This window comes from Glycomyces sp. L485 (genome assembly GCF_022548875.1).
Classification (GTDB): domain Bacteria; phylum Actinomycetota; class Actinomycetes; order Mycobacteriales; family Micromonosporaceae; genus Glycomyces.
The window spans coordinates 52,768-76,891 of sequence record NZ_JAKZEW010000016.1 but is presented as its reverse complement, the minus strand read 5'-3'; the positions used below and the strand labels follow the sequence as shown (position 1 = coordinate 76,891).

21 protein-coding genes are annotated in these 24,124 nt (G+C 68.0%); 15 read left to right on the top strand and 6 right to left on the bottom strand.

Annotated elements, in window-relative coordinates:
• Positions 1-14 precede the first annotated feature (14 nt).
• Together L0U85_RS10415 and L0U85_RS10410 are read left to right on the top strand one after the other, a co-directional pair.
• The gene (locus tag L0U85_RS10415) at positions 15-629 is read left to right on the top strand and encodes a MarC family protein (RefSeq protein ID WP_241377697.1); all 615 of its coding nucleotides are present in this window, start codon (positions 15-17) and stop codon (positions 627-629) included.
• A 44-nt stretch (positions 630-673) separates the two neighbouring features.
• Positions 674-1,216, top strand: coding sequence for a hypothetical protein (locus L0U85_RS10410; protein ID WP_241377696.1), 543 nt, complete (start codon positions 674-676; stop codon positions 1,214-1,216).
• A 51-nt stretch (positions 1,217-1,267) separates the two neighbouring features.
• Here the strand turns inward: L0U85_RS10410 and L0U85_RS10405 are convergent, their stop codons facing one another.
• Both L0U85_RS10405 and L0U85_RS21295 read right to left on the bottom strand, forming a co-directional pair.
• On the bottom strand, positions 1,268-1,501 hold the full coding sequence (locus L0U85_RS10405) for a hypothetical protein (RefSeq protein WP_241377695.1): 234 nt from the start codon (positions 1,499-1,501) through the stop codon (positions 1,268-1,270).
• A 49-nt stretch (positions 1,502-1,550) separates the two neighbouring features.
• Entirely contained in the window at positions 1,551-3,095 is a 1,545-nt protein-coding gene (locus L0U85_RS21295) for a DEAD/DEAH box helicase (RefSeq protein WP_241377694.1), read from the bottom strand.
• Between the two features lie 376 nt (positions 3,096-3,471).
• Between L0U85_RS21295 and L0U85_RS10395 the strand changes: the two genes are divergently transcribed.
• The 5 genes from L0U85_RS10395 (at position 3,472) to raiA (ending at position 8,589) form a co-directional block, all read left to right on the top strand.
• On the top strand, positions 3,472-4,161 hold the full coding sequence (locus tag L0U85_RS10395; RefSeq protein WP_241377693.1) for a ferritin-like fold-containing protein: 690 nt from the start codon (positions 3,472-3,474) through the stop codon (positions 4,159-4,161).
• Between the two features lie 82 nt (positions 4,162-4,243).
• Positions 4,244-5,500, top strand: coding sequence for a hypothetical protein (locus L0U85_RS10390; RefSeq protein WP_241377692.1), 1,257 nt, complete (start codon positions 4,244-4,246; stop codon positions 5,498-5,500).
• Positions 5,500-6,780: an ABC transporter permease gene (locus L0U85_RS10385; protein WP_241377691.1), complete on the top strand. Its 1,281-nt coding sequence runs from the start codon at positions 5,500-5,502 to the stop codon at positions 6,778-6,780. Before L0U85_RS10390 ends, L0U85_RS10385 begins: the two co-directional genes overlap by 1 nt.
• A 35-nt stretch (positions 6,781-6,815) precedes the next feature.
• On the top strand, positions 6,816-7,439 hold the full coding sequence (locus tag L0U85_RS10380) for a hypothetical protein (RefSeq protein ID WP_241377690.1): 624 nt from the start codon (positions 6,816-6,818) through the stop codon (positions 7,437-7,439).
• A gap of 418 nt (positions 7,440-7,857) precedes the next feature.
• Positions 7,858-8,589 carry a ribosome-associated translation inhibitor RaiA gene (raiA, locus tag L0U85_RS10375; protein ID WP_241377689.1) on the top strand — a complete coding sequence of 244 codons (732 nt, stop codon included), beginning with the start codon at positions 7,858-7,860 and terminating at the stop codon, positions 8,587-8,589.
• Positions 8,590-8,737: 148 nt separating this feature from the next.
• Here the strand turns inward: raiA and L0U85_RS10370 are convergent, their stop codons facing one another.
• From L0U85_RS10370 to L0U85_RS10360, 3 genes are all read right to left on the bottom strand, one after another.
• Positions 8,738-9,889, bottom strand: coding sequence for an Ig-like domain-containing protein (locus L0U85_RS10370; RefSeq protein WP_241377688.1), 1,152 nt, complete (start codon positions 9,887-9,889; stop codon positions 8,738-8,740).
• A gap of 73 nt (positions 9,890-9,962) precedes the next feature.
• Positions 9,963-10,937 carry a GNAT family N-acetyltransferase gene (locus tag L0U85_RS10365; protein WP_241377687.1) on the bottom strand — a complete coding sequence of 325 codons (975 nt, stop codon included), beginning with the start codon at positions 10,935-10,937 and terminating at the stop codon, positions 9,963-9,965.
• A 4-nt stretch (positions 10,938-10,941) separates the two neighbouring features.
• Positions 10,942-12,054 (bottom strand): GNAT family N-acetyltransferase, encoded by a 1,113-nt coding sequence (locus L0U85_RS10360; protein WP_241377686.1) that lies wholly within the window; start codon positions 12,052-12,054, stop codon positions 10,942-10,944.
• A 116-nt stretch (positions 12,055-12,170) separates the two neighbouring features.
• Between L0U85_RS10360 and secA the strand changes: the two genes are divergently transcribed.
• Positions 12,171-15,095: a preprotein translocase subunit SecA gene (secA, locus tag L0U85_RS10355; RefSeq protein ID WP_241377685.1), complete on the top strand. Its 2,925-nt coding sequence runs from the start codon at positions 12,171-12,173 to the stop codon at positions 15,093-15,095.
• A gap of 4 nt (positions 15,096-15,099) precedes the next feature.
• Entirely contained in the window at positions 15,100-15,567 is a 468-nt protein-coding gene (locus tag L0U85_RS10350) for a hypothetical protein (protein ID WP_241377684.1), read from the top strand.
• On the opposite strand, the gene L0U85_RS10345 is transcribed toward L0U85_RS10350, so the two are convergent.
• Positions 15,498-16,406 (bottom strand): hypothetical protein, encoded by a 909-nt coding sequence (locus L0U85_RS10345; RefSeq protein WP_241377683.1) that lies wholly within the window; start codon positions 16,404-16,406, stop codon positions 15,498-15,500. The genes L0U85_RS10350 and L0U85_RS10345 overlap by 70 nt on opposite strands.
• Positions 16,407-16,584: 178 nt before the next feature.
• Between L0U85_RS10345 and pruA the strand changes: the two genes are divergently transcribed.
• The 6 genes from pruA to L0U85_RS10315 all read left to right on the top strand — a co-directional run bounded on the left by pruA (position 16,585) and on the right by L0U85_RS10315 (position 24,119).
• Positions 16,585-18,213 (top strand): L-glutamate gamma-semialdehyde dehydrogenase, encoded by a 1,629-nt coding sequence (gene pruA / locus L0U85_RS10340; protein ID WP_241377682.1) that lies wholly within the window; start codon positions 16,585-16,587, stop codon positions 18,211-18,213.
• 84 nt (positions 18,214-18,297) lie between these two features.
• Positions 18,298-18,558: a DUF397 domain-containing protein gene (locus tag L0U85_RS10335; RefSeq protein WP_241377681.1), complete on the top strand. Its 261-nt coding sequence runs from the start codon at positions 18,298-18,300 to the stop codon at positions 18,556-18,558.
• A 330-nt stretch (positions 18,559-18,888) separates the two neighbouring features.
• On the top strand, positions 18,889-20,427 hold the full coding sequence (locus L0U85_RS10330) for a S8/S53 family peptidase (RefSeq protein ID WP_241377680.1): 1,539 nt from the start codon (positions 18,889-18,891) through the stop codon (positions 20,425-20,427).
• 9 nt (positions 20,428-20,436) lie between these two features.
• Positions 20,437-21,051, top strand: a complete 615-nt coding sequence (locus L0U85_RS10325; protein ID WP_241377679.1) for a sigma-70 family RNA polymerase sigma factor — start codon at positions 20,437-20,439, stop codon at positions 21,049-21,051.
• Positions 21,038-21,571: a hypothetical protein gene (locus L0U85_RS10320; RefSeq protein WP_241377678.1), complete on the top strand. Its 534-nt coding sequence runs from the start codon at positions 21,038-21,040 to the stop codon at positions 21,569-21,571. Before L0U85_RS10325 ends, L0U85_RS10320 begins: the two co-directional genes overlap by 14 nt.
• Positions 21,572-21,743: 172 nt before the next feature.
• A complete protein-coding gene (locus L0U85_RS10315) occupies positions 21,744-24,119 on the top strand; it encodes a CHAT domain-containing protein (protein ID WP_241377677.1) in 2,376 nt (791 codons plus the stop codon).
• The last annotated feature ends 5 nt before the right edge of the window (positions 24,120-24,124 follow it).

The following is a 24,124-nucleotide window of genomic DNA, read 5'->3' as shown; positions in this document are numbered from 1 at the left end:
GACATACTCGCCGCGTGGGTGAACTCGAATATCTGCTGACGGTCGGGGTGACGCTGTTCGTCATCATGGACCCGCCCGGAATCGTGCCGATCTACCTGGCGTTGACCGGCGCGATGGACAAGCGCGAGCGCAACCGCGCCGCACTGCAGGCCACGGCCCTGTCGCTCGGGGTCATCACCCTGTTCGCCCTGCTGGGGCAGCAGATCATCAACTACCTCCACATCGATCTCGCGGCGCTCCAGGGCGCGGGCGGCCTGCTGCTGCTCCTCGTCAGCCTCCAACTGCTCACCGGACAGGCCGACGAGCCGTCGAGCCATGCCACCTCCAACATCGCGCTGGTGCCGCTCGGTACCCCGCTGCTTGCCGGGCCCGGCGCGATCGTCGCCGTGATCCTGTTCGTCCAACAGGTCCCGAACACCATCGACTACCTGTGGGTGGCGCTCGCGATCATCCTCATCCACATCGTCATCTACCTCGTCATGCGCTTCTCGGGGCTGCTGGTGAAGATCCTGCGGCGAAGCGGCATCGAGGTCCTCACCCGCATCGCCGGCGTACTGCTGGCGGCGATCGCGGTGCAGCTCATCGCCGACGCGGTCATGGGATATGTGGAGGTCTTCCAGAGTTCCTGAGAGGCGGACCCACCGGCGAATCACTATAAGGTTCAATTAATGGTATGACCACGATTCTGGATCTGCCGATTCACCCGCTCGCGGTGCACGCGCCTGTCATCCTCGTGCCCCTGCTTGCCCTGTTCGGCATGGTGTACCTGTTCATTCCGCCGCTGCGGCGCTTCGTCGGCTGGGTCGTCGCCGCGCTGACCCTCATCGCTCCGGCCGCGGCCTACGGGTCCATCTGGAGCGGCGAGGAGCTCGCGGACTTCCTGTACCCGGACGGCTGGCCCCAAACGGTCATCGACCACCGCAGCTACGGCTACCGCCTGCTGTGGATCCTCATCGGACTCATCCCCGTGTGGTGGCTCTTCGCCGGACTGGAGCGCGGACGACGCTCCGCCGTGGCACGGAACGGCGGCGGCGAAGCGGCCGACGACGACGAGTCCTCCACGAGCGGCGGCGCCGACCCGGCGGCCAGCGGCCGCAGGGTCGCCATGTTCATCGTCGGGCTCATCGCCTTCATACTGCTGGGCCTGGCGGCCTGGATGGTCTTCATGTCGGGCCACTCGGGCTCGGACATGCGCTGGGGCGGCCTCGTGGGTTGACCGCGCCGCAAAGGCACGAACAGCGATCGCCCCGCGGGGAGATCGCTGTTCTCATCCTCGGACCATCCCGATGATGACCACGGCGAACATCAGCACGACCGCGGTGAGCGCCGTCCAGTGGGTCACCAGTTTGGCGCGCTGCTCGGCCGCGTCGATCGCGGCGTGGTCCTGCTTCGGCATCCGCCTCGGCTCACCTGTGACGGCGACCGACTCGACCCGCCACCCCTTGGGCGGCGGGACGTTCGCCGGCGGGCCGTCGTAGGCCCCTCCAGAAACGCTGCTCATACGAGCAGCCTAATCGACTCATGGCGAAATTCGCGAGCCATGGCTTCGCCTAGTCGCGGTCCGAGCCTTCGGAACCGGTCGGGCGACGGCGGCGGCGCCTGCGGCGGGCCGGAGCCTCGCCGCCGTCGGCCTTCGGCTCGGTGACACGCTCCGCCTTCGGCGCACGCGCCTCGGCACCGGCCTGCGAACCGCCGCGGGTGCGGCGGCGCTGGCGGCTGCGACCGCCCTCGCCCTCACGCTTCGGGCCGTCTGACTGGCGGCGCTGGCCGCCGGTCCGGCCTCGGCCGCCGCCCTTGGCGCGGCGACCGCCCTCGACGTTCTCCTCGCGCTCGGCGTTCAGGCCGTCCCTGCTGCGCTGCTCGCTCGGCAGCGCCGGCGGAGCGCCCTCGGGGATGTCGAGGTCGGTGTAGAGGTGGTCGGAGGTGTGGTAGGTCTCGACCGGGTCGCCGAGGTCGAGGTTGTTGGCCTTGACGATGATCTTCCACCGCGGCAGGTCCTCCCAGGTCAGGAAGGTCACCGCGATGCCGGTGGCGCCGGCGCGGCCGGTGCGGCCGATCCGGTGCGTGTACGACTCGGCGTCTTCGGGCGAGTCGTAGTTGATGACGTGCGTGATGTCGGGGACGTCGATGCCGCGGGCGGCGACGTCGGTGGCGACGAGCACGTCGATCTTGCCGGAGCGGAAGGCCCGCAGGGCCCGCTCGCGGGCGTTCTGGCCCAGGTCGCCGTGGACGGAGCCGACCGCGTAACCGCGGAAGTCGAGCTCGTCGGTCAGCTTCTGGGCGGCCCGCTTGGTGCGGCAGAACAGGATGGTCAGGCCGCGGCCACGCGCCTGGAGGACCCTGGCGGTGACCTCGATCTTGTTGAGCGCGTGCGTCAGGTACACCAGCTGCCTGGTGTTGGAGACGGCCTCGTCGTCGGGGCCGGTGACGTCGGCGTGGACCGTGACGGGCCGGTACATGTGCCTGCGCGACAGCGACATGATCGTGTCGGGCATGGTGGCGCTGAACAGCATCGTCTGGCGCTCTTCGGGCAGCAGCTTGAGGATGCGCTCGACGTCCTCGGAGAAGCCGAGGTCGAGCATCCGGTCGGCCTCGTCCAGGACGCAGTGCGCGATCTGGTCGAGCTTGAGGTGCTTGGACTTGTACAGGTCGAGCAGGCGTCCGGGGGTGCCGACGATGATGTCGACGCCCGAGCGCAGGGACTCGATCTGGGGTTCGTAGGCGCGGCCGCCGTAGATCGGCAGGACCCGGATGGACCGGGACTTCCCGGCGTCCTCGAGGTCACGCGCGACCTGGAGACCCAGTTCGCGGGTGGGCACCAGGATGAGCGCCTGGGGACGTCCGTCGGCGCCTTCGTCGGCGGAGGAGATGCGGTCGATGATCGGTAGGCCGAACCCGAAGGTCTTACCGGTCCCGGTGGGGGCGCGTCCGATGATGTCGGAGCCGCGCAGGCCGATCGGGATAGCGTACTCCTGGATGGCGAAGGCCCGCTCGATGCCAAGCGCCCCAAGCGCTTCTACGGTCTCTTCGCGAACTCCGAGTTCGGCGAATGTCGGCCCATTGTTCGCGGGCCGGTCGTTGTTTACTTTGTTCACTCTGTTCACCTCGTGGCGGAGGACATTGCCTGGAGATCCGGGGAACTCGGCGCCACATTCTTTGTCGTTTACACAGCGGCGACGACCGCCGGATCCGGTGAATCGCCGCTTCGCAATCGCGCCGCTATGGTCGCGTGCGCGTCGAGGACCGCGCTGTTAGGGAATGCCGCAAGGGCCGCGGTCGCTCCTCACCATCGTACGCGGTCTCGGCGCGATCGTCTTCGTGCGACGTTCGCGCGAGTCGCCCGAAGTGGGCGGATTCACCGGAAACGCCGCCGTCTCAGCTGCGGCGACGCCCGAATTCGAGGCGAGTCCGGCTCATGTGTTGCGAGCTTCGCCGAATGGGCGCCTCCGGGCTCGGTGGTAACCTGCCGTCGTGTCCGAATCAACTGATCCCGCGGCCGGGACGGCCGATCACGGCGACGACTGGCGCCCGAGCCGCGAGGCGGTCATCGATCTTCTCGGGCTGCTCGCCCTAGGCGAGCTCCTGGCGTTCGAGCGCATGGCCGTCGACGCTCGCCTAGCCCCCGACCTGGGGCGCCGCGCCCGCATGTCGGAGGCCGCGGTGGGCGAGATTCGCAACTACCGCCTCCTCGCCGACCGCCTCGGCGAGCTGGGCGCCGACCCCGCCGAGGCGATGGCCCCGTTCAAGGAGGCCTTCCGGGCCTACGACGCCTCCACCGCGCCCCGAGACTGGCTGGAGGCGCTCGTCAAGGTCTACGTCGGCGACGCGGTCGGCGACGACTTCTTCCGCGCCGTCGCCGAGCAGGTGGAGGCCGACGACCGCGCCCTCATCGAACAGGTCCTGGAGGCAGGCTCTGCCGCCGAGTTCGCCGCCGCCGAGATCCGCGCCGCCGTCGAGGAGGACCCGTCGGCGGCCGGGCGGCTGTCGCTGTGGGGCCGTCGGCTCGTCGGCGAGGGCATCAACCGCGCCCAGGGCGTGGCCGCCGCTCATGAGCGACTCACCGAGCTCATCGCCGGAGGCGGCGGCTCGGTCGACGAGCTCCTGCGGCGCCTCACCCGGGCCCACCAGGACCGCATGAAGGCCGTCGGCCTGAACAACTGAACATTCGTTACTGATTCGAGACGTATCGGTCGCAACTTCGCCTTCTCCTGCACGCGTCTTGGGAGCGGAGGTGGAGCTAACAATGCGGCTCACGAAAAGCCATGTGATCAGTGGCGTGCTCGCCGTCGCGCTGCTGGGCGCGACCGCTACCGCTTGGTACTTCGCGGCGCAGGCGAGAACGCCCGCCCAGCGCGCGGAGGAGACCCGGGAACCCGAAGACAGTGTGATCACCGTCCGTGTCGAAGAAGGGCAGCTGATCGACACGATGGAGTTCACCGCCACGCTGGACCGCACCGGGGACTTCCCGGTCGCCGCCCCGTCGGCCCCCGACGGGATCGAGATCGCCCTGGCATCGAAACTGCCGCTCAAGACCGGCGACGAGGTCAATGCCGGGACGGTCCTGATGGAGGTCTCCGGTCGGCCGATGCTCGCGCTGCCCGGCGATGTGCCGGCCTACCGCGACCTCGCCGAGGGTGACGAGGGCCCCGACGTCGAGCAGCTCCAGAGGGCCCTCGCGTGGATCTACGGCACCCCGGTGACCGGCGCGTTCGATTCGCGCACGGCCTCGGACCTGAAGAAGCTCTACCAGAGCAAGGGCTACGAGGTTCCCACGACCGAGGATGCGGCCGAGCCCGACGGCGGCGCGGACGCAGGCGACGAAGGCGCGGGCGGCGAGTCCGCCGACAGCGGCCGGGCCGACACCGTCGAGCGGGTGCGGCTGCCGGCCTCGGAGGCGGTGTTCCTTCCCCGACTGCCGATGCAGGTCGGCAAGATCGCGGCCAAGCAGTCCGCGCCGGTCGAGGGAACGGTGATGACCCTCGTCTCCGGCGACTGGAAGCTCGAATCGGAGCTGGGTGAAGAGCAGGCCTCGGAGCTGTCCAAGTACGGCGACGACGCCGAACTCGAATACGGCCCCGGCCCGCTTGAGAACGTCGAGGTCGCCGTTCCCGAACTGGAGACCCGCGAGGTCGAGGGCGAGGTCGACGAGTGGTCGGGAGAGGAGGCCGGCACGGTCGAGAAGACCTTCGCGATCTTCGAGTTCGAACAGGGCGAGGTCGAGAACGCCGACGATCTGGTCCCCGGCGCCGAACAGACCGTCACGCTCGTCCGCGCCCGATCCGCCGAGGACGCCGTCATCGTCCCACTCTCAGCACTGTGGACGGACTCAGGCGGGAGGACCATGGTCACCGTACTCGAAGGCGAGGCCGAGACCGAGCTCCACATGGAGGTCGAGGTGACCCTGCGCCATGAGGGCCGCGGCGTGGTCGAACCGATCGACGGCGAGCTGGCCCGTGGCGACAAGGTCGTGGTCGCCTGGCGCGACCGGGGCAACGGCTGATGGCCCGCGGGAATCGGCGGCCCGAGCCCGAAGTGGTCGAGTCCGACACCGCCGTCCTCGACTTCACCCGACCTGAACCCGCGCGAAAGCCGAAGGCCCGCTTCGGGGTCAAGAGTCTCGGCATCGCCTACGAGTCGTTCCGGTCCTTGCGCGGGCGCTCGACGCGGACGTGGATGACCGCGATCGGCATCGCCCTGGGCATCGCCGCGACCGTCGCCACCGTCGGGCTGTCCTCGACCTCCGCGGCGGCGATCGCCGACCGGTTCGACGCGACCGAGGCCACACAGGTAACCGTCGCGTTCTCCAACAGCATGCGCGACGCCGGATACGCCCCCAGCCTGGAATCCTCCCAGCGGGTCCGCGAGATCAACGGCGTGGTCGACTCCGGGATCCTGTGCAACGCCAACGAGGAGCTGCCGGCCTCCCGGACGCCCGAGAACTACTACACGCGCAACGTCGCGGTCTTCGGCATGGAGCCCGGAGCGATGGAGGCCTACGGATTCACCTTCACCGAGGGCCGGCCCTTCGACGGCGGGCACGCCGAGCGCGGCGACCGCGTCGCCGTCATCGACGCCGCGGCCGCCCGAGACCTGGGATACACCTCCCTCGACGGCGCCCCGATGATCTACCTCGACGGCGAGGAGTACGCCCTGGTCGGCATCTTCGACGCCCCCGACGGCGAAGCGAAGCTCACCAGCGCGGTGGTCATCCCCCCGACCCCCTGCATTGAGGCCGACACGTCCTTCGGCGCCGCCGAGGTGTTCATCCGCACCGACCTCGGCGCGGCCGACAAGGTCGCCCGGACCGCCCCGACCGCGGCCTTCCCCGACGGCCCGGACAACCTCTCGGTGTCCAAGCCGAGCGACCTGCGCAGCTTCCGCAAGGGCGTGGAGAACGAGATGCAGGCCCTGCTGCTCGGCCTCGCAGCCGTGTCGCTGGTGATCGGCGCGGTCTCGGTGTCGAACACCGCCCTGGTCAGCGTCATGGAGCGGCGCAGTGAGATCGGCCTGCGGAGGGCCGTCGGCGCCGCCCGCAGGGCCGTCGCCATGCAGTTCGTGTGGGAGTCCACCCTCATCGGCCTCATCGGCGGGCTCGTCGGCACCGTCCTCGGCGTCAACGTGACCGCCCTGGTCTCGCTGCTGCGCGACTGGCAGATCGTGTTCGAACCGGCTCTGTTCGCCGCCGGACCCGTCATCGGGGCGGTCGTCGGCGTCGTGGCCGGGGTCTACCCCGCCTGGAGGGCCAGCCGCGTCCCACCGGCAGTCACCCTGCGGACCTGACGGTCGTTAAGCCCGGTGTGAGACTCGTCGAGGCATTGAACGAACTGTTCCTGCCCGCCGCGTGCGCCGCCTGCCGGGAGGCGCCCGCGGCGGGCCGCGGTCTGTGCGAGGCGTGCGCGGCCGCCTTGACCGCCGACGTGCGCCTGGCGACGCCGCGCGTCTCGGGGACGCCGCCGGTCGTCGCCGCCGGCGCTTACGATGGGCCGCTCGCCGAGGCACTCAACGAGTACAAGGAGCGCAGGCGCCGCGAGCTCGCCCCCGCCCTCGCCGCCCTCCTGCGCCGCGCCGTCGCCGTCGTCGCCGAAGAGGCGCCCGGCGCGGTCCTGGTGCCGGTGCCACCGACCCGCGCCGCCAGGCGCGAACGCGGCTTCGACCACGTCGCGTCGCTCTGCGCGCCGATGGGGGCGACGAGCCGGTGCCTGCGGGCCGGCCCGCGGCCCGATTCGGTCGGGCTCACTCCCGCCCAGCGCCTGCGGGCCGCCCGCGCCGGCCTCGCGGTGGTCCCGCGCCGCGCGGCCGCCCTCGCGGACTCCGGCCGGCCCGCGATCCTCGTCGACGACATCGTCACCACCGGGGCGACCCTGAGCGCCGCCGCCGCGGTGCTGCGACGGGCCGGTGTGGCGGTTCCGGCGGCGGTCGCCGTCGCCCGTGTCGAATGACGCCTGCGGCGGATGCTCGCGCGCGTGACGGTGTGGTCGCCACTCGAAGTGCAGGCGAGGCGACTAGACGATCGCACACCGTTCGCGAAGGCTCTCGAAGGGTTACGATTGGTCCTATCGAATTCAAGCGGCCGAGGCCTGTGAGAGTGGAGAATTCCCATATCCAAGGGGTCGACTTTCGGTCCTCCAAGGGATAGTCTCAAAATCTCAGATCGGTAACGAGACGACTAGGAGCAGGTGGCCAGCCACTTGACCGAAGGTGAACGCTCGCAACACTTGAGCGCCGCCGACCGCTTGTTCGTCCCCCCGTGAGAGGAGGTCCCTCGATCCGCCGTACCGGGCTACCGGCTCCGGACCCAGAATGAGAGCAACTTCGTCCGCATCCCGTTCAGTGGGGATGCACCTGGGAGGTTCCGAGGTGGAAATCGTCGTCAAGGGCCGTAACGTGGAGGTTCCCGACCACTACCGCGAGCTCGTCGAGGAGAAGATCGAATCCAAGATCGCCAAGTACCTGGCACGGTACGACGGCGACGCGATCGACATCGACGTCGAGCTGTTTCACGAGCCCAATCCCCGTCAGAACGACCACGCCCAGCGCGTCGAGATCACGTGCCGCCCCAAGGGAACGGTGATGCGAGCCGAGGCCAGCGCCGGCGACTTCCGTTCCGCGTTCGAGCTGGCGGTGACGAAGCTCGGCAATCAGCTGCGGAAGTGCTCCGACCGAAAGCGGGTGCACCGCGGCGGGAAGTCGCGGCCGATCTCGGTGGCAGAGGCCACCGCGGCGGCGCAGACGGAGCATGGTGGTTACGAGCGGGGACGCGCCGGCCGAGCCGAGCCGATCAGCTCTGGCGCGACCCTCACCGAGCCGCGCGGCGTGGGCGCCGGCCCGAACCGGGAGGACTACGCGGCCGCGCACTTCATCTCCGAGGACGTCGACCACTTCGACGGGCTGGTCGAGGAGCGCCTGCCCGGCCGCATCGTCCGAGAGAAGCTCCACCCCGGCGAACCGATGACCGTCGACGACGCCCTGCAGAACATGGAGCTCGTCGGACACGACTTCTACCTGTTCCACGACAAGGAGAGCGACAAGCCGTGCGTCGTCTACCGCCGCCGCGCGTACGACTACGGCCTGCTCAGGCTCGACATCTAGCCGCGCGCCCCGCGCGGCGGCAAGGGGGGACCTGCCTCGCCGTCCGGATGCTTTGAGGGGTGGCATCCGGACGAGTCGGCGGCCCCGAGCGATGAGCTCGGGGCCGCCGGTGCGAAATGCGGGATCCTATATCCTATAGGATTCGGTTTCAGAGGGCCGAGCCCTCTTTCCACTCGTCGAAGGACAAGACCCAGTAACCCCAGCCGTTGGTCCACGGCATCTCGCGGGGCGAGCCGACCACCTCGACGGGGTCGCCGCGCTGGGAGATCTCGTAGAACCACTTGGCGTTCTCCTCGCTGGCGTTCAGGCAGCCGTGGGAGACGTTCGCGTTGCCCTGGGCGTACACCGACCACGGCGCGCCGTGCACGAACTCGCCGGAGGCGTTGATGCGCGTGGCCCAGTTGACCGGGGTCTCGTAATAGCCCTCGTCGCCCTCCTCCTTGCCGGGGGCGACCATCACCTTGTGCGACAGCTTCTCCATCACGAGGTGGACGCCTGTTGCGGTGTGGTACTCCCATTCCTCGCCGCTGCCGGCGCTGATCGGGATCTCGCGGGCGACCTCGCCGTCGATCTCGACGGTCATGTAGTGGGAGTTGACGTCGGTGTAGGAGATGTTCGCGGGCCCGACCTCCATCTCGGCGGTGTAGTCCTCCGAACCCCAGGTGTCCTCGCCGAGCAGCACGCCGTCGAAGGTGGCCGTGAACGTCACCGTCTGGTGCGCGTCCCAGTACTCCTTCGTGCGGTAGATGACCTGCGTGTCGCTCATCCAGCGCCACGCGCCCTCGTGGTCCTTCTCGGATTCGACCTGGAGTTGCGCCTCGACCATGGCCCGGTCGGGGGCCGCCTCGGTGAACGTGACGATGATCGGCGCGCCGACACCGACGGTCTCGCCATCGACGACGGGGGTCACATCGGCGACGGAGAAGCCCGAGCCCTCGCGGCCCTCGGTGGTGAACTGGCGCTCGAACTCGGTGACGGTGCCGTCGGAGCTGACCGCCATCGCCGTGACGGTGTGCGTCGACCCGGCGTCGAGGACGCCCTCGGAGGTCCAGGACGTGAGATCTTCGCTGAACTTCCCGTCGACGGTCTTGGCGCGGTCAGAGGTGACGGTCACCCGTTCGAGGACGCCGTCGACGGCGGACACGGTGAACGGTTCGGTCGGGTCGTGGGTCTCGGCGGCTTCGAGCGCGACCTCCGGGACGATGGGCGCCGGTGTGAACGCTCCCTGCTGGGGAGCGCCACAGGCTCCGACGAGCAGCAGCGACGCCACTGCGAGCATATGGGCGGGCAAGAACTTCAAAGGGGCTTCCTCCACATTGCGAAGCGACTGGTTCACTATATAGTCGACGCTCACCACATACGCGAAGGTTGCATTACGTATCACGTGAAAGTGCGGCCCACGACAAGGTGTCTCGCCTGGTGCCGTCGAGCGTCGGCAGGCCGCCCCGCGCGATGCCTTCGAGCCTGAATCCGGCTCTGCGGAGCACCGCCTGCGAGGCCGCGTTGTGAACGTCGGTCCCCGCCCACACTCTATCGACGCCGACCTCGGTGAACGCCCATCGGCACACGAGCCTGACCGCGCGAGTCGCGTAGCCTTTGCCTCGGGCGCCGGCGCTCAGGTCGTAGCCGATCATGGCGGTCCCCACGACGCGGGCGACGTCGTAGAGGCCGATGGTCCCACGGTAGCCGGTGCCGTCGTCGACGACCATGAGTGCCGAGCGGCCCCGCAGCCAGTCGATCGCGGCGCGCCACTCGCACATGTCGGCGATCTCACCGACGCTCGGCGGCAGTTGGAGGGCCGCACCGGAGTAGACGTCGGGGCTGGCGCGGTGCCGCAGATGGTCCTCGAAGTCGTCGGGACGCAGTGTCCGGAGCGACACCGTCCCGTCGGTGAGCTCGCCGCCGGGGAGATCCGGTAGGGCCCTCGGCGCCGGTCCGTGGCCGTATTCGGGCAGCAGGCCGAGCCCGAGAGCGTCGCTGCCGTCCCAGGCGCCGCCGCGGATGATCCCGGCGTCCGGCCTGAACCCGGCGCGCATCGCCGAGCGGATCGCCGCCAGCTCCCGCACCGGCGCGCGCGTCTCGAACCGCTTGGCGCCCGTGGCGAACACCGGTCCGGCGACGGCCCTGAGCATCGCCGCCCCCAGCTTCCTGCCGCGGCGCTCGGGCGCGACCCAGAACCGGGCCGACACCGTCCCGTCGGCCTCGCGCAGCGCCATGGCGCCCCACGGCTCGCCTTCACCGGGGCCGAAGGCCGCGATGCCCGGTTCGAAGCCGCAATCGAGCTTCAGATCCGCGTCCGCCGCGCGCAGCGTGAACGCCGAGGTGGTGACTGTCTCGACGAGATACACGCCATCAGACAAGCAGGGATCCCGTCCAGCAGTCAACCCTTTCGCCAGGTCCGTGGAGAATCTGGCGCTTGACGCCCTCCACGACGAAGCCGGTCTTCTCGGCGACGCGGCGTGACGCCTCGTTGCCGACCACCGCGCGCCACTCGATGCGCTCCAGCGCCAGCTCTTCGAACCCCAGGCTGCACATCCGCTTCGTGGCGGCCGTCATCCAGCCGCGGCCCCGCGCCCACGGCGCGGTGAAGTAGCCGAGCTCGGCCTCGCCCGTGCGTCCCAGTCGCAGTTCGACCGAGCCGCAGTAGCGGTCGGCGTCGTCGGCCAGGACGTACAGCACCGACTCGCCCCGGTCCCACACCTTCCGGGTTCGCTCCACCCAGTTTTCGGCGTGCTCGCGCTCGTACGGGTTCGGCAGGCCCCCGACCCACCGCTGCGTCTCGGGGTCGGCGCAGCTCGCGGCCAGATCGTCGACGTCCTTCTCCTCAAGGCGGCGCAGGAGCAGCCCGGGGACGTCGGTCTCCACGACCGGCTGCTCGGCCATGAAGAACGCGGCCTGGCGCTTCAGGATCGGGTAGTCGGGCGGCGGGGCCTCGGCGCCGCGGACCTCGCCGGGAATGATCCCGCCCACCCAGCAGTCGCGGGTGGCGCCGCGCTGGTTCACGCCGTTGCGGGAGATCCCCTCGATGCTGAAGCCGGCGCGGATCGCGGCCAGCCGCGACTGATGGTTGCCCACGATCGCGTCCCAGGCGACCCGCTGCATCCGCATCCGGTCGAACGCGAAGGCGACGGCCGCGCGGATCGAGCGCTGCGCGACGCCGCGGCCCCGCGCCCACGGCGCCGTCAGGTAGGTGATCGAGACCTCCTGGGAGAACGCGTGCGTCAACGCCACCGAGCCCACGAGCGCACCGGCCTCGTCGACGACCGCCCAACGCGGGTTGTCGCCCCTCCAGTGCCGGGAGCACAGGTCCAGGAAGCGGTCCCGGTACTGCCGAGACCACGGCAGCGGCATCACCATGAACCGCTCGATCAGGGGATCGTCGTAGATGCGCTGCAAGTCCGGGAGATGGTGCTCTTCCCACTGGACGAGCCGCAGGCCTTCGGCTTCGAGGGTGACGGGTTCCATAAGCACCGATTGTGCCCCAGGTGGCGCGAGCGGGACCAGCAGGTTTCGACGCGTACTATTGGACGCGATATCCACCCTGAATCTGTGGCCAAGACGTTGCTGGGAGCTGACTTTCCGTGTCGTTGTTCGAGAGGGTACTGCGAGCGGGCGAGGGCCGCGCGCTCAAGCGGCTCAACGCCATTGCCGACGCCGTCGACTCGATTGAGGACCAGTACGAGTCGCTGACCGACGCCGAGCTGCGCGCGTTGACCGACGAGTACAAGGCGCGTCTCGCCGACGGCGAGACCCTCGACGACCTTCTGCCCGAGGCGTTCGCCACGGTCAGAGAGGCGGCCAAGCGCGTCCGCGGCATGCGGCACTACCACGTGCAGATCATGGGCGGCGCCGCCCTCCACCAGGGCAACATCGCCGAGATGAAGACCGGCGAGGGCAAGACCCTCGTCTCCACGCTCCCGGTCTACCTCAACGCCCTCTCCGGCGAAGGCGTCCACCAGGTCACCGTCAACGACTACCTGGTCCGACGCGACGCCGAATGGATGGGCGAGATCCACCGCTTCCTCGGCCTGAGCGTCGGCGTGGTCCTTCCCGGCGAAGGCTCGGAGAAGCACCGCGAGGCCTACAACTGCGACATCACCTACTCGACCAACAACGAGCTCGCGTTCGACTACCTGCGCGACAACATGGCGGCCTCGATCGACAACCTCGTCCAGCGCGGCCACGGCTTCGCGCTCGTCGACGAGGTCGACTCGATCCTCGTCGACGAGGCCCGCACGCCGATCATCATCTCCGGGCCCGCCGAGCACAACCAGCGCTGGTACACCGAGTTCGCCCGGATCGTCGACACGCTGAAGCGCGACGAGCACTACGAGGTCGACGAGGGCAAGCGCACCATCGCGATCAGCGAGTCCGGCGTCGCCCGCGTCGAGGACCGGCTCGGCATCGAGAACCTCTACGACTCGGTGAACACGCCCCTGGTCGGTTACCTCAACAACGCCATCAAGGCCCGCGAGCTGTTCGAACGCAACCGCGAGTACATCGTCTCCGAGGCCGGCGAGGTCCTCATCGTCGACGAGTTCACCGGCCGCGTCCTGGCCGGCCGCCGCTTCAACGAGGGCATCCACCAGGCCATCGAGGCCAAGGAGGGGGTGGAGATCAAGCAGGAGAACCAGACGTTCGCCACCACAACCCTCCAGAACTACTTCCGGATGTACGACAAGCTCGCCGGCATCACCGGCACGGCCCAGACCGAGGCCGCCGAGTTCCACCGCGTCTACGGCGTCGGCGTCGTCCCCATCCCCACGAACAAACCCATGATCCGCAACGACCGGCCCGACGTCATCTACAAGACCGAGGACGCCAAGTTCGACGCCGTCGTCGACGACATCGTCGAACGCCACGAGACCGGTCAGCCGGTCCTGGTCGGCACCGTCTCGGTCGACAAGTCCGAGGCGCTCGCGCGCGGGCTCAAGAAGAAGGGCGTCCCGCACAACGTCCTCAACGCGAAGAACCACGCCAAAGAGGCCGACATCATCGCCCAGGCCGGCCAGCGCGGCGCGGTCACCGTCGCCACCAACATGGCCGGCCGCGGCACCGACATCATGCTCGGCGGCAACCCCGAGTACATGGCCGCCGCCGAGCTGCGCAACCGCGGCGTCGACGAGGCCGACGAGGAGACCTACGCGGCCGCCTGGGAAGAGACCCTCAAGAAGTTCGAGGAGGCCTGCGCCGCCGAGGCCGACGAGGTCCGCGACGTCGGCGGGCTCTACGTCCTCGGCACCGAGCGCCATGAGTCCCGCCGCATCGACAACCAGCTGCGAGGCCGCTCGGGCCGCCAGGGCGACCCCGGCGAGTCCCGCTTCTACCTGTCGCTGTCGGACGACCTCATGAAGCGGTTCAACGCCGACGCCGTGCGCGCCATGATGAACCGCCTGCGGGTGCCCGACGACGTCCCGATCGAGTCCAAGCTCGTGACCAAGCAGATCGAGTCGGCGCAGTCCCAGATCGAGGGCCACAACGCCGAGATCCGCAAGAACGTCCTCAAGTACGACGAGGTCATGAACAACCAGCGCACCGTCATCTACGACGAGCGCCTCAAGGTCCTGCGCGGCGACGACGTCCACGACCAGGTCGAGCACATGATCGACGACGTCGTCGAGGCCTACGTCGCCGGTGCGACCGCCGACGGCTACCCCGACGACTGGGACCTCGACGAGCTGTGGAGCGCCTTCAAGCAGCTCTATCCGATCCAGTTGACCCACAAGGAACTCGTCGAACGCGTCGGCGGCATCGACGGCCTCGAACCCGACGTGCTCCTCGAGGCCGTCCGCGAGGACGCCCACACCTACTACGCCACCCGCGAGGAGCAGTTCGGGGCCGAGGTGCTCCGCAAGCTCGAACGCCGCGTCATGCTCCAGACGATCGACCGCAAGTGGCGCGAGCACCTCTACGAGGTCGACTACCTCAAGCAGGGCATCAGCCTGCGCGCCTACGCCCAGCGCGACCCGGTCATCGAGTACCAGCGCGAGGCGTACGACATGTTCCAGACGATGCTCGACGGCATCAAGGAGGACACCGTCAGGTTCCTCATGAACGCCGAGCTCAAGGCGCGCCCCAAGGAAGGCGAGGGCAAGCCCGGCGAACCCGAGGCCGAGCCCGAGGCCGAGATCCGCGGCCTCGAGCCGCTCAAGAAGCCCGAGCACCTGCGCCTGACCTCGCCCTCGATCGACGGCGCGGCCGGCACCGGCGCCGCCGTCGTGCGCGACACCGACGCCAGCGGCGAGGTCCGTCCGCCGAAGGCCTTGCAGGGCAAGCGCAGCGTCACCCGCACGCCGGGCGCCGGCACGAAGGGCAGCGCCAAGGTCGCGTCGAAGAGCGTCCGCTCGGCCGGGCCGCGCGCCGCGACGACCGAGCCGCCCGCCAAGCAGGCCAACCCGAACCAGCGGCAGGCGGGGAACGAGCCCAGCCGCAACGCGCCGTGCCCGTGCGGCTCGGGCAAGAAGTACAAGCGCTGCCACGGCGCCCCCGGCGGCGCAGCACAATAAGGGCATGACGAGAATCTACGTCCCCGCCAACGCGGCGATGCTGCGCGCGCTCGCCGAGACCGGGGAGCTCAAGTCGGCCGGGCCGGTCCACCTGGTGACTCGCATGCTGCGCGAGTCCCATCCGGACACCGACATCGAGGACCTGGAGTACACGGCGTTCGACGACGCCGCGCTGGCTTCGCTGGGTCTGCTCGTCGGCCAGGCACCGCGGCGCGTGGTCGTCTCAGCTGACGTGCAGGAGAGGCTCCTCGCCGAGCACCGGACCGGCACCGGCGCGGATCTGCACGGCACGGTGCAGTTGAAGAAGGTCGCGGCGATCCACGTCGATGACGCCGACGCGGCCGCCGAGATCGCCCAGGTCCTCGCCTCGCCTGAACCCGACGCCTCGGCCGTGGAGGCCCACTACCTCGACTGGTATGCGCCCTCGGAGCTCGACGAGGTCCTCTCGGCCTTGGGAAGCAGCAGTCCGTAGGCGAGGACCGAGCACAGGGCCCCGGCGAACAGGACGGTCATCGCGCCGTTGTACTGCCACTGGAACGTCAAGGTGAGGTACGCCGAGTCGAGCGAGGAGACCTGGTCGACGCCGAGCGAGAGGATCACTTCGACGCCGACCTGGGCGATGATCGTCGACAGCAGCCAGATCGCGCCGGGGATCGCACCGGCGAAGAGGTAGCTGTAGAGGCGCTTCGGGGCGGCCGCCTTGCGCAGGACCGCGAAGGCGCACAGCCCGCAGGCCAGGCCCGCGAGGAACGGGGCGATGGTGCCGAGCGCGCCGTACTCGTCGAGCGGGTCGCTGAACAGGCTGGCCGAGGAGGACTCGGCCAGTCCCCGCAGGACCATGAGCCCGAGCAGCAGCAGCGTGGCCAGGAGCCCGGCGATGACGGGGGCGCGGTGGCGCGGCAGCGAGAACAGCCCGCCGATCAAGGCGGAGCCGAGCATGATGAGGCCGAGGGCCAGCGCGATGGGGGCGTCGACGCTGAACAGGGCGTAGGCGGCTCCGGCGGCGGCGAGGCCGACGGCGGTGAAGCCGGCGGCCGTGAGCGGCACGCGGGGGCCGGGGAGGCGACCGGCGACGGTCCCGCCGACGGCGCCGGCGAACATCGCGATGATGATGGGGCTGAACAGGCTGAGTGCCAGGAGCATCGCGCCGGTGTCGTCGAGCCCGTCGGACATGCCGGTCAGGGAGTACAGCGACATGAGGACGGCGCCGAGCGAGGCGAGCGCGCCGATGCCGAGCACCCAGGAGGCGGCCGTGCCGCGGTGTCTCGGCTTCGGGGCGGTCTCGGTGCGCGAATCCTGTGTATCGGTCACGGTCCAAGGGTACGTATCCGCCTGTAGACGCCTACATCACACCGGTCGTGCTTTTGTTCATATCGCACTGTGTAACCCAATCGGAACTGTGCGACTATGGCGATATAAGAGCTCGTAGGGTAGCCTGTGGATCACAGAATTATGCCTGCAATTACCATCGAATCAATGGGAGAGCGCGATGGATGCCTTGTTTAACGTCCCGACTCCGGCGAACGAACCGGTCCAAACCTACGCGCCGGGATCGCCGGAGCGCGAGAGCCTCCAGAAGAAGCTCTCCGAGCTCGCGGGCACCCCGCTCGATCTGGATATGAACATCTCGGGCGAGTGGCGCCGCGGCACCGGCGCCGAGATCAAGGTGGTCCAGCCGCACAAGCACTCCCACGTCCTCGGTGTGGCCCGCGAGGCCACCGACTCCGAGGTCGCCGACGCCGTCGCCTCCGCCAAGGCCGCCCGCCGCGACTGGCAGCGGACCTCGTTCGCCGACCGCGCCGCCATCTTCCTGCGCGCCGCCGAGCTGATTTCGGGACCGTACCGAGACGTCCTCAACGGCGCGACCATGCTCGGCCAGTCCAAGACCGCGGCGCAGGCCGAGATCGACTCCGCCTGTGAGCTCATCGACTTCCTGCGCTTCAACGTCGCCTTCGCCGAGGACATCTACCGCAAGCAGCCGCAGTCCTCGCCTGGGGTGTGGAACCGCACCGACCACCGGCCGCTGGACGGCTTCGTCCTGGCGATCACGCCGTTCAACTTCACCGCCATCGCCGGCAACCTGCCGACGGCCCCGGCGATCATGGGCAACACCGTGGTGTGGAAGCCCTCGCCGACCCAGCAGTTCGCCTCGCACTTCATCATGCGCGTGCTCTCGGAGGCCGGGCTGCCGCCGGGCGTCATCAACATGGTGACCGGCTACGGCGAATCGGTGTCCAACGTGGCGCTGCGCGACCCGGACCTCGCGGGGATCCACTTCACCGGCTCCACCAAGACCTTCCAGCACCTGTGGAGGTCGGTGGGGGACAACATCTCCGGGTACAACGCATATCCGCGGATCGTCGGTGAGACCGGCGGCAAGGACTTCATCATCGCCCATCCGAGCGCCGACCCGCAGCAGCTGGCGGTGGCGATGGTCCGCGGTTCCTACGAGTACCAGGGCCAGAAGTGCTCGGCACTGTCGCGGACCTACATGCCTGCGTCGCTTTGGAACAAGGGCCTGCGGGACATCGTCCTCGGGATGACCGAGGAGATCTCCTACGGCGACGTCACCGACTTCTCGAACTTCGGCGGCGCCGTGATCGACGACCGCGCCTTCGCGAAGCACACGGCGCTGTTCGACCGGATTCAGAACGACCCCAAGGCGGCCGTCATCGCCGGCGGCTCGGCCGACGACTCCGAGGGCTACTTCGTCCAACCGACCTTGATCGAGGCGACCGACCCGACGCACGAGCTGTTCACCGACGAGTACTTCGGGCCGATCCACGCCGTGTACGTCTACGACGACGAGGACTTCGAGACCGTCGTGAAGCAGGCCGGCGACATCGCCCCGTATGCGCTTACCGGCGCGCTGTTCGCGAACGACCGCAAGGCGATCGCGTGGGCGAGCGAGGAGCTGCGCTACTCGGCGGGGAACTACTACATCAACGACAAGCCGACCGGCGCCGTGGTGAACCAGCAGCCGTTCGGCGGCTCGAAGGGCTCGGGCACCAACGACAAGGCCGGTTCGTGGCAGAACCTGGTCAGGTGGGTGAGCCCGCGCTCCATCAAGGAGAACTTCGTCCCGCCGACCGACTGGCGCTACCCGCACCAGGGCTGATTCACCGCTCGCAGGCTTCGCCGTGAGCGACTAGGACAAAGGGGGCTCGGGCCGACACAGGCCCGAGCCCTTTATGCTTGGGTGATGACAAAGCGTGACCACCCCCTGAAGGGCGAGTTCGACACGGCGAATGCCCGCTGGGAACGCACGACGCACGAGGACGGGACCCCGGCGGCGCTGGAGATCGGCTACGCGGACAACGGCCTCGTGGCACTGCGCATGGCCGAACAGCCCGAGGGCGAGATCCTGATCTACACGCCCTCGGAGTGGGAGGCGTTCGTCGAAGGCGTCAGGGACGGCGAGTTCGACGTCGAGACCTGGGAAGACGAGCCGAGCAGGGACTAGCTCCGAGTCGCAAACCGAACACGGCTCCACCCGAACACCGAGTGGGGCCGTTCTTCGTGTCCGCAGGAGCGGGAGCTGATTCCACGTGCCTGCCGATCGCAGAAAATCAGCAGCCGCGTGTATCTCCGGGCGATCGACCGTCTCTTACCGTAAAGAACGCGGTTGAAACAGTCCAGCCTGTGACGACAGCCGCATTCTGGGCTTGAGTGCCCCCCGACAAATCGAATACCGCCGGGACCCACAACCCGGCGAAAGTTGAGGAGAATGACTCCGAGGAACATTCTCCTCAACCGAACAACCGCATAACACCCCGAGACGAGAGGAGCTCCCATGCGTTTGGTCTTCGCCAACGAAGAACCTCACTTGGAGCCGAACCCGGGGCGCGACCGCATGAGCGGTGTGCCCAACCTGCCCGCGATGAGTCTCGACCGCCACCACGGCCGCGTGCTGCGCCCCGGTCAGGTCGTTCGCGCGCCAGGCACCTCGATGCCGGTCGGCACGATCTACCGCTATGACCGACTGCTCATCGACGAATCAATCCTCGACGACGATGGAGCCCGGCGGAGACTGGAAAGCGCGGTGCGCCCCATCGGCCTGCGGCTCGAATGCCAAGCGGCGAGTAACGCGGGCTCGCGGCACGGCGCGAAGCGCGTGCCGGTTTCCCTCACCGGACACGGAGACCCGGCAGCTGTGGACGCCTGGGGCCTGCTCCAGTCGCTGTATACGGCCGCAGACGAGGGGCAGCTGTCCACGGAACTGACCGAGAAGGTTCATTTGGAGCATCTCCTCGTTTCGTGTGCTACACCCGGTATCAGCGAAGCCGAGCCACCCGGTTCAGGAAAACTCAAGCCTCTCGGCCGGATCCCAGTGGACATGGTGAATCCAATGCCACCGCGTAAGCCCATGGACCGCCGCATCCGAGTAGCTATTCTCGACACTGGTGTGCCCCAGGAGCATCCAGGATTCGATGTCGCTGACCTCACCTCCGGTGAGGATGCATTCGTCCTCGTCGATCGAGCATTCCAAGAGACGTTCGGCAAGGATTCTGACAGTCCCGCACTGCCGCTGAACGAGCCGTGGGAAGGCCCGGTGCATGAGAACACGCTGCTTGGCGAGGTCGCTACGCACTTCGGTCACGGCACGTTCATGACCGGCCTGATCCGCCAGGTCGCTCCTGATTCCCAGGTCTATTCGCTGAGAGTCGTCCACAATGATGGTCTGGCGTACGAGCACGAGGTGGTCGGAGCACTTCATCATGTTGCCGATCAGGTCGAAGCTGCCCGCGACGGTGACGATGATGCGATCAGCGTCGATATCGTAGTGCTCGCGTTCGGCTACGTCGACGAGAATCCCGAAGACCAGCCTGGAGGCTGGATGGGGCAGGCCATTGAACGGCTCACCTCTCTCGGAGTCGCGGTCGTCGCGGCAGCCGGGAACCAGTCCTCGGATCGGCCGTTCTACCCGGCCGCGTACGCCGCACATCCCCGCCCGGAAGGGACGGCTCCGGTGCTGAGTGTTGGCGCGCTCAATCCGAATCGGAACGTAGCGATGTTCTCGAATGACGGCCCGTGGGTCGCCTGCTTCGCGACTGGTGCTGGGCTCGTCAGTACTTTTCCGTGCGAAGCAAAAGGCTCGCTGATGCCTGACCGCCGATCTCGCGCTTCTTTCGCCGATCGCTACCGCGAAAGCCACGATCCCGACGACTTCTCGTCGGGCTATGCGGTATGGGGTGGAACATCGTTCGCGGCGCCGCTCGCGGCGGCATTCTGGGTGAACGCGATGGCGGAGGTCGGGTCGTCGGAGGCAGAGGACTCCGTTCAAGCCGCGGCAAGAGCACTCGGGGCCCTGGAGCGGTTGAAAAACCGTTAGCCTGAAGAAATGAACGCGATTCCGGCTCATTCGGTGGCTGCTGTGGACTATGACAGACGGGCACAGTTGTATCTCGCTGCGCGTGCTGGTGACAAGAAGGCCCAGCGGACATTGGTCGAGGAACTCAACGAGCTGCTCTGGAGAGCGGCGCGTCGAGCCGGACTCGATCGGGAGAGCGCCGCCGATGCCGTGCAGACGGCGTGGCTTCGCCTGTGGCGCCCGGGAAATGAGTTGGAACAACCGCGAGCATTGACGAAGTGGCTGCTCACTACGGTCAGACGCGAAGCCTGGAGGTTGATCGGCGGCTCCCGCCGCGAGATCGTCGCCGATCCCATCGACATTCAGGAGCCGACCATCGAGGGTATTGAGGACGGCCTGGTCCGCGATACCGAGCACGAGGCCGTCCGACGCGCATTCCTTGCACAGCCAGAGAGGTGCCGACGGCTGCTCGCCTATGTGGCGGCTGCCGATCGGCCCGACTATGACGACATCGCCGCAACACTGGGGATGAAGAGGGGAAGCATCGGCCCCACCAGGGGCCGATGCCTGAACAAGTTGAGGAAGACGCTGCTGGCCGATCCGGCCTGGGGCAGAGGTGAGGAGCGGGACGATGACGCGGCCTGAACACGACGGGCAGGGTGAGAACGAGCCGTTGGACTCCTGCGATCAGCGCATCATGACGGTGATCAACGAGCTTCACGGCAGGGACGATCCGATCCCGGACGACCTCAATGAACGAGTGCTGTTCGCCCTGGAACTAGAAGCCGAACTCGACGCGCGAGTTGCCGGAATCTCAAGGCCGACCGAGTTCACTCTCGTAAGAGGTGAAACCGAACTCGCTGTCGGCCAAGGTGATCCAGCTTCGATCACCTTCGACTGTGAGACTGTGACGGTTATGGTCACGCCGCGACCTTCCGCAGCAGGCGAAGTGCGGCTCGACGGGTGGATCGGTCCAGAGGGGACTTATGAGGTCGAGCTGCGAAGTCCCGAAGGGACTCGGAGGGCATCGACTGAAGAGAGCGGCCGTTTCGTGCTCGAGGGCCTACCTCATGGGGATATGTTCCAGATGGTCATCCGCCCGAGCGAGGAATTGCAGAGGGATGGGCTCCCGGCGGTGGTAGTAACGCCAGCAGTACGGCTGTAGCATGTGAAGAATGCTTCCCCGCGCCTGGCGACTGTTCTCACGTGGTCAGCGTCTGCAACGACGCGGTCGAATCGTTGAAGCGACCGAAGTGCTTGAACATGCGCTGGGGCTGTTGGGATGGGATCCCGAGAATCCCCCAGTTTCTGGCACAGCCACAGCTCGCCTGGCTGTAATGATTCTGGCGATCCGCGCACCCGGGTTGGCTTTCTCCGGGGACGCTCCTTCGGGGCTGGCGATGCTGGATCATGCTGACTCTTGTGCAACACCGGCAGACCGCGGGATGTTGCTCCATCAAAGAGCCTTCATCCTATGGCAGAACGGCCGACTACCCGAGGCGCTGAAGTGGTTCGAAAAAGCAGAGCCCATGCTAGAGGAGCATGGGCCCGATTGGCTCTACGGGGCTTTGTTCCACAACCGGGCAGCGGTCTGGCGAGAGCTTGGAGAGCTCCAGAAAGGGCTCAAGAGCGAACAGCGTGCCCGTGAGCTGTTCGCAGTTGCGGGCCATCATGTGCATTCAACCAAGGCTCAACATGCTGAGGCGCTGTTCTGGCTGGATCTCGGGGAGATCACTCGGGCGATCTCCGGATTCGAGCAAGTGCGACTTCTGTACCGTGAGCATGCTCCCGAGCTGGAAGCATTTGTCAATGGCTCCTACGCGGAGGCGCTCATGCGAGTCGGCATGAATCGACAGGCCGGAGAGCACTGCGATGAGGCCATCGCCAGTTGGCGGCTGCACGGCGATGTTCGCAACTCCGCCTTCACCGAATACCGCCGAGCCGTGATCGCCCATGAATCGGGCGACTACGAAATGGCGGAGACCTGGGCGCGGCAGGCTCTGGATTCGCTGTACTCGCAAGGCATCGAGACGTGGTCCTTTCTCGCGCAGCTATTGGTACTCCAGGCAAGGTTCGACGCCGAACGTGACGACTCCGGTTTTTCCAGCAAGGTGGACAGGCTCTGCGACGCGCTTGAAAGCCGCGGTCTGACCCTGCGCCTAGACCAGGCCAGGATTCTGGCGGCTCGCTCGTACATCCGTGCAGGCGATCTGGAGACCGCTCAGGAACGGCTTTCTCGGCCGCTGGAGGCGCAGGGATACGAGCAGCTTCCTGCGAACTTGGCGCGGCATCTGGCGCTGGCCGAACTGGCTCGGGCACGGAACCGGGACCCGTTCCCGGCGCTTCAGGCCGGCTTGAACCTACTCGACGAGTATCGGACCCAGTTCGGCTCCATGGAGTTTCAGGCGGGCGTGTCGGCACTCGGCATTCAGCTCGCGAGCATGGGACTGACTGGAGCCACCACGAGTGGAAGTCCCGTGATGATGCTGGAATGGGCCGAGCGTTGTCGCGGACAGGCCCTGCGCATTCCTCCTGTGAAGCCGAGTGCGGACCCCGAGGCGCGCGAGGCTCTGGCGCGTCTGCGCCAGGCGCGGCAGCGCCTGTGGGACTTGCAAGTCGAGGGCAAGGAGGCGGATGAGGCGCTGAAGCGCGTTCATGAACTCGAAGAGGAGATCCGCGCTTACGACAGGACGAAGCCGGGGCCGCGTCAGCAGTCCGAGCGAATCCCGGCCGAGCGAATTCACGAGCGCGCGCGAGAACGCGGCACGGTCATCGTCAACCTCTTCGAGGTCGGCGGCTATCTGCGCGCGGTGCTCGCCGGGGCGGGATCGATTCGGCATGTTCAGCTGATGAAACTCGATGCCGCCGCCGAGACCGGCCGTCGCCTCGGAGCGGACCTCGATGCGCTGGGCGCGCCGTTCAAGCTTCCTGATCGCCTGCGACTCAGCGTCGAAGGTTCGCTGCGCCGCAATGCCGAGGCACTTGCTGACGGCATTTGGTATCCGATCAGCGAGTTCGTCGGCGACCGGCAGGTCGTCATCGTGCCGCATAGCCAGATCGCCTGGGTACCTTGGCCTTTGCTGCCTCCGCTCCGTGGGCGCCCAATGACCGTCGCTCCGTCCTCCGAAGCTTGGATGCGCGCCGTCAGTCGCCCTGCGGTCCACGGACCCGCGCTCGTCGCCGCGGGTCCCGCGCTGAACACCGCTGGAACCGAGATCGATTCGATCGCGGACCTATACCCCGGTGCGCACCTCATGCGCGCCGACGAGTCCGATCCCGAACTGATCCTCAAAGCCCTCGACGGCGCCTCGGTGGCACACCTCGCCGCCCACGGGCACCATGAGCCCGACAACGTCCTGTTCTCCCGGCTCGACTTTCGCCAGGGCCCGCTCAACGCTTATGAGCTCCTCGGCCTCGACCAGCCGCCCGGGCACGTCGTGTTGTCCTCCTGCGATCTCGGGCGTTCGACCGTCGCCGTGGGGCACGAGACGCTCGGTTTCACCGCCGCTCTCCTTCACGCCGGCACCCCCACCGTCGTCTCCAGCCTCGGCCGCGTCCCCGACGATCTTGCCGCCGAGATGATGGTCGACTACCACCGCTGCTGCGCCACAGGAGCGAGCCCGGCCGAAGCCCTCGCCGCAGTGGGGGAGAACCGCCCATGGCACCCCTTCGTCTGCTTCGGCGCGTTATCCGGGATCGCAAACCAGTCTTGACCCTG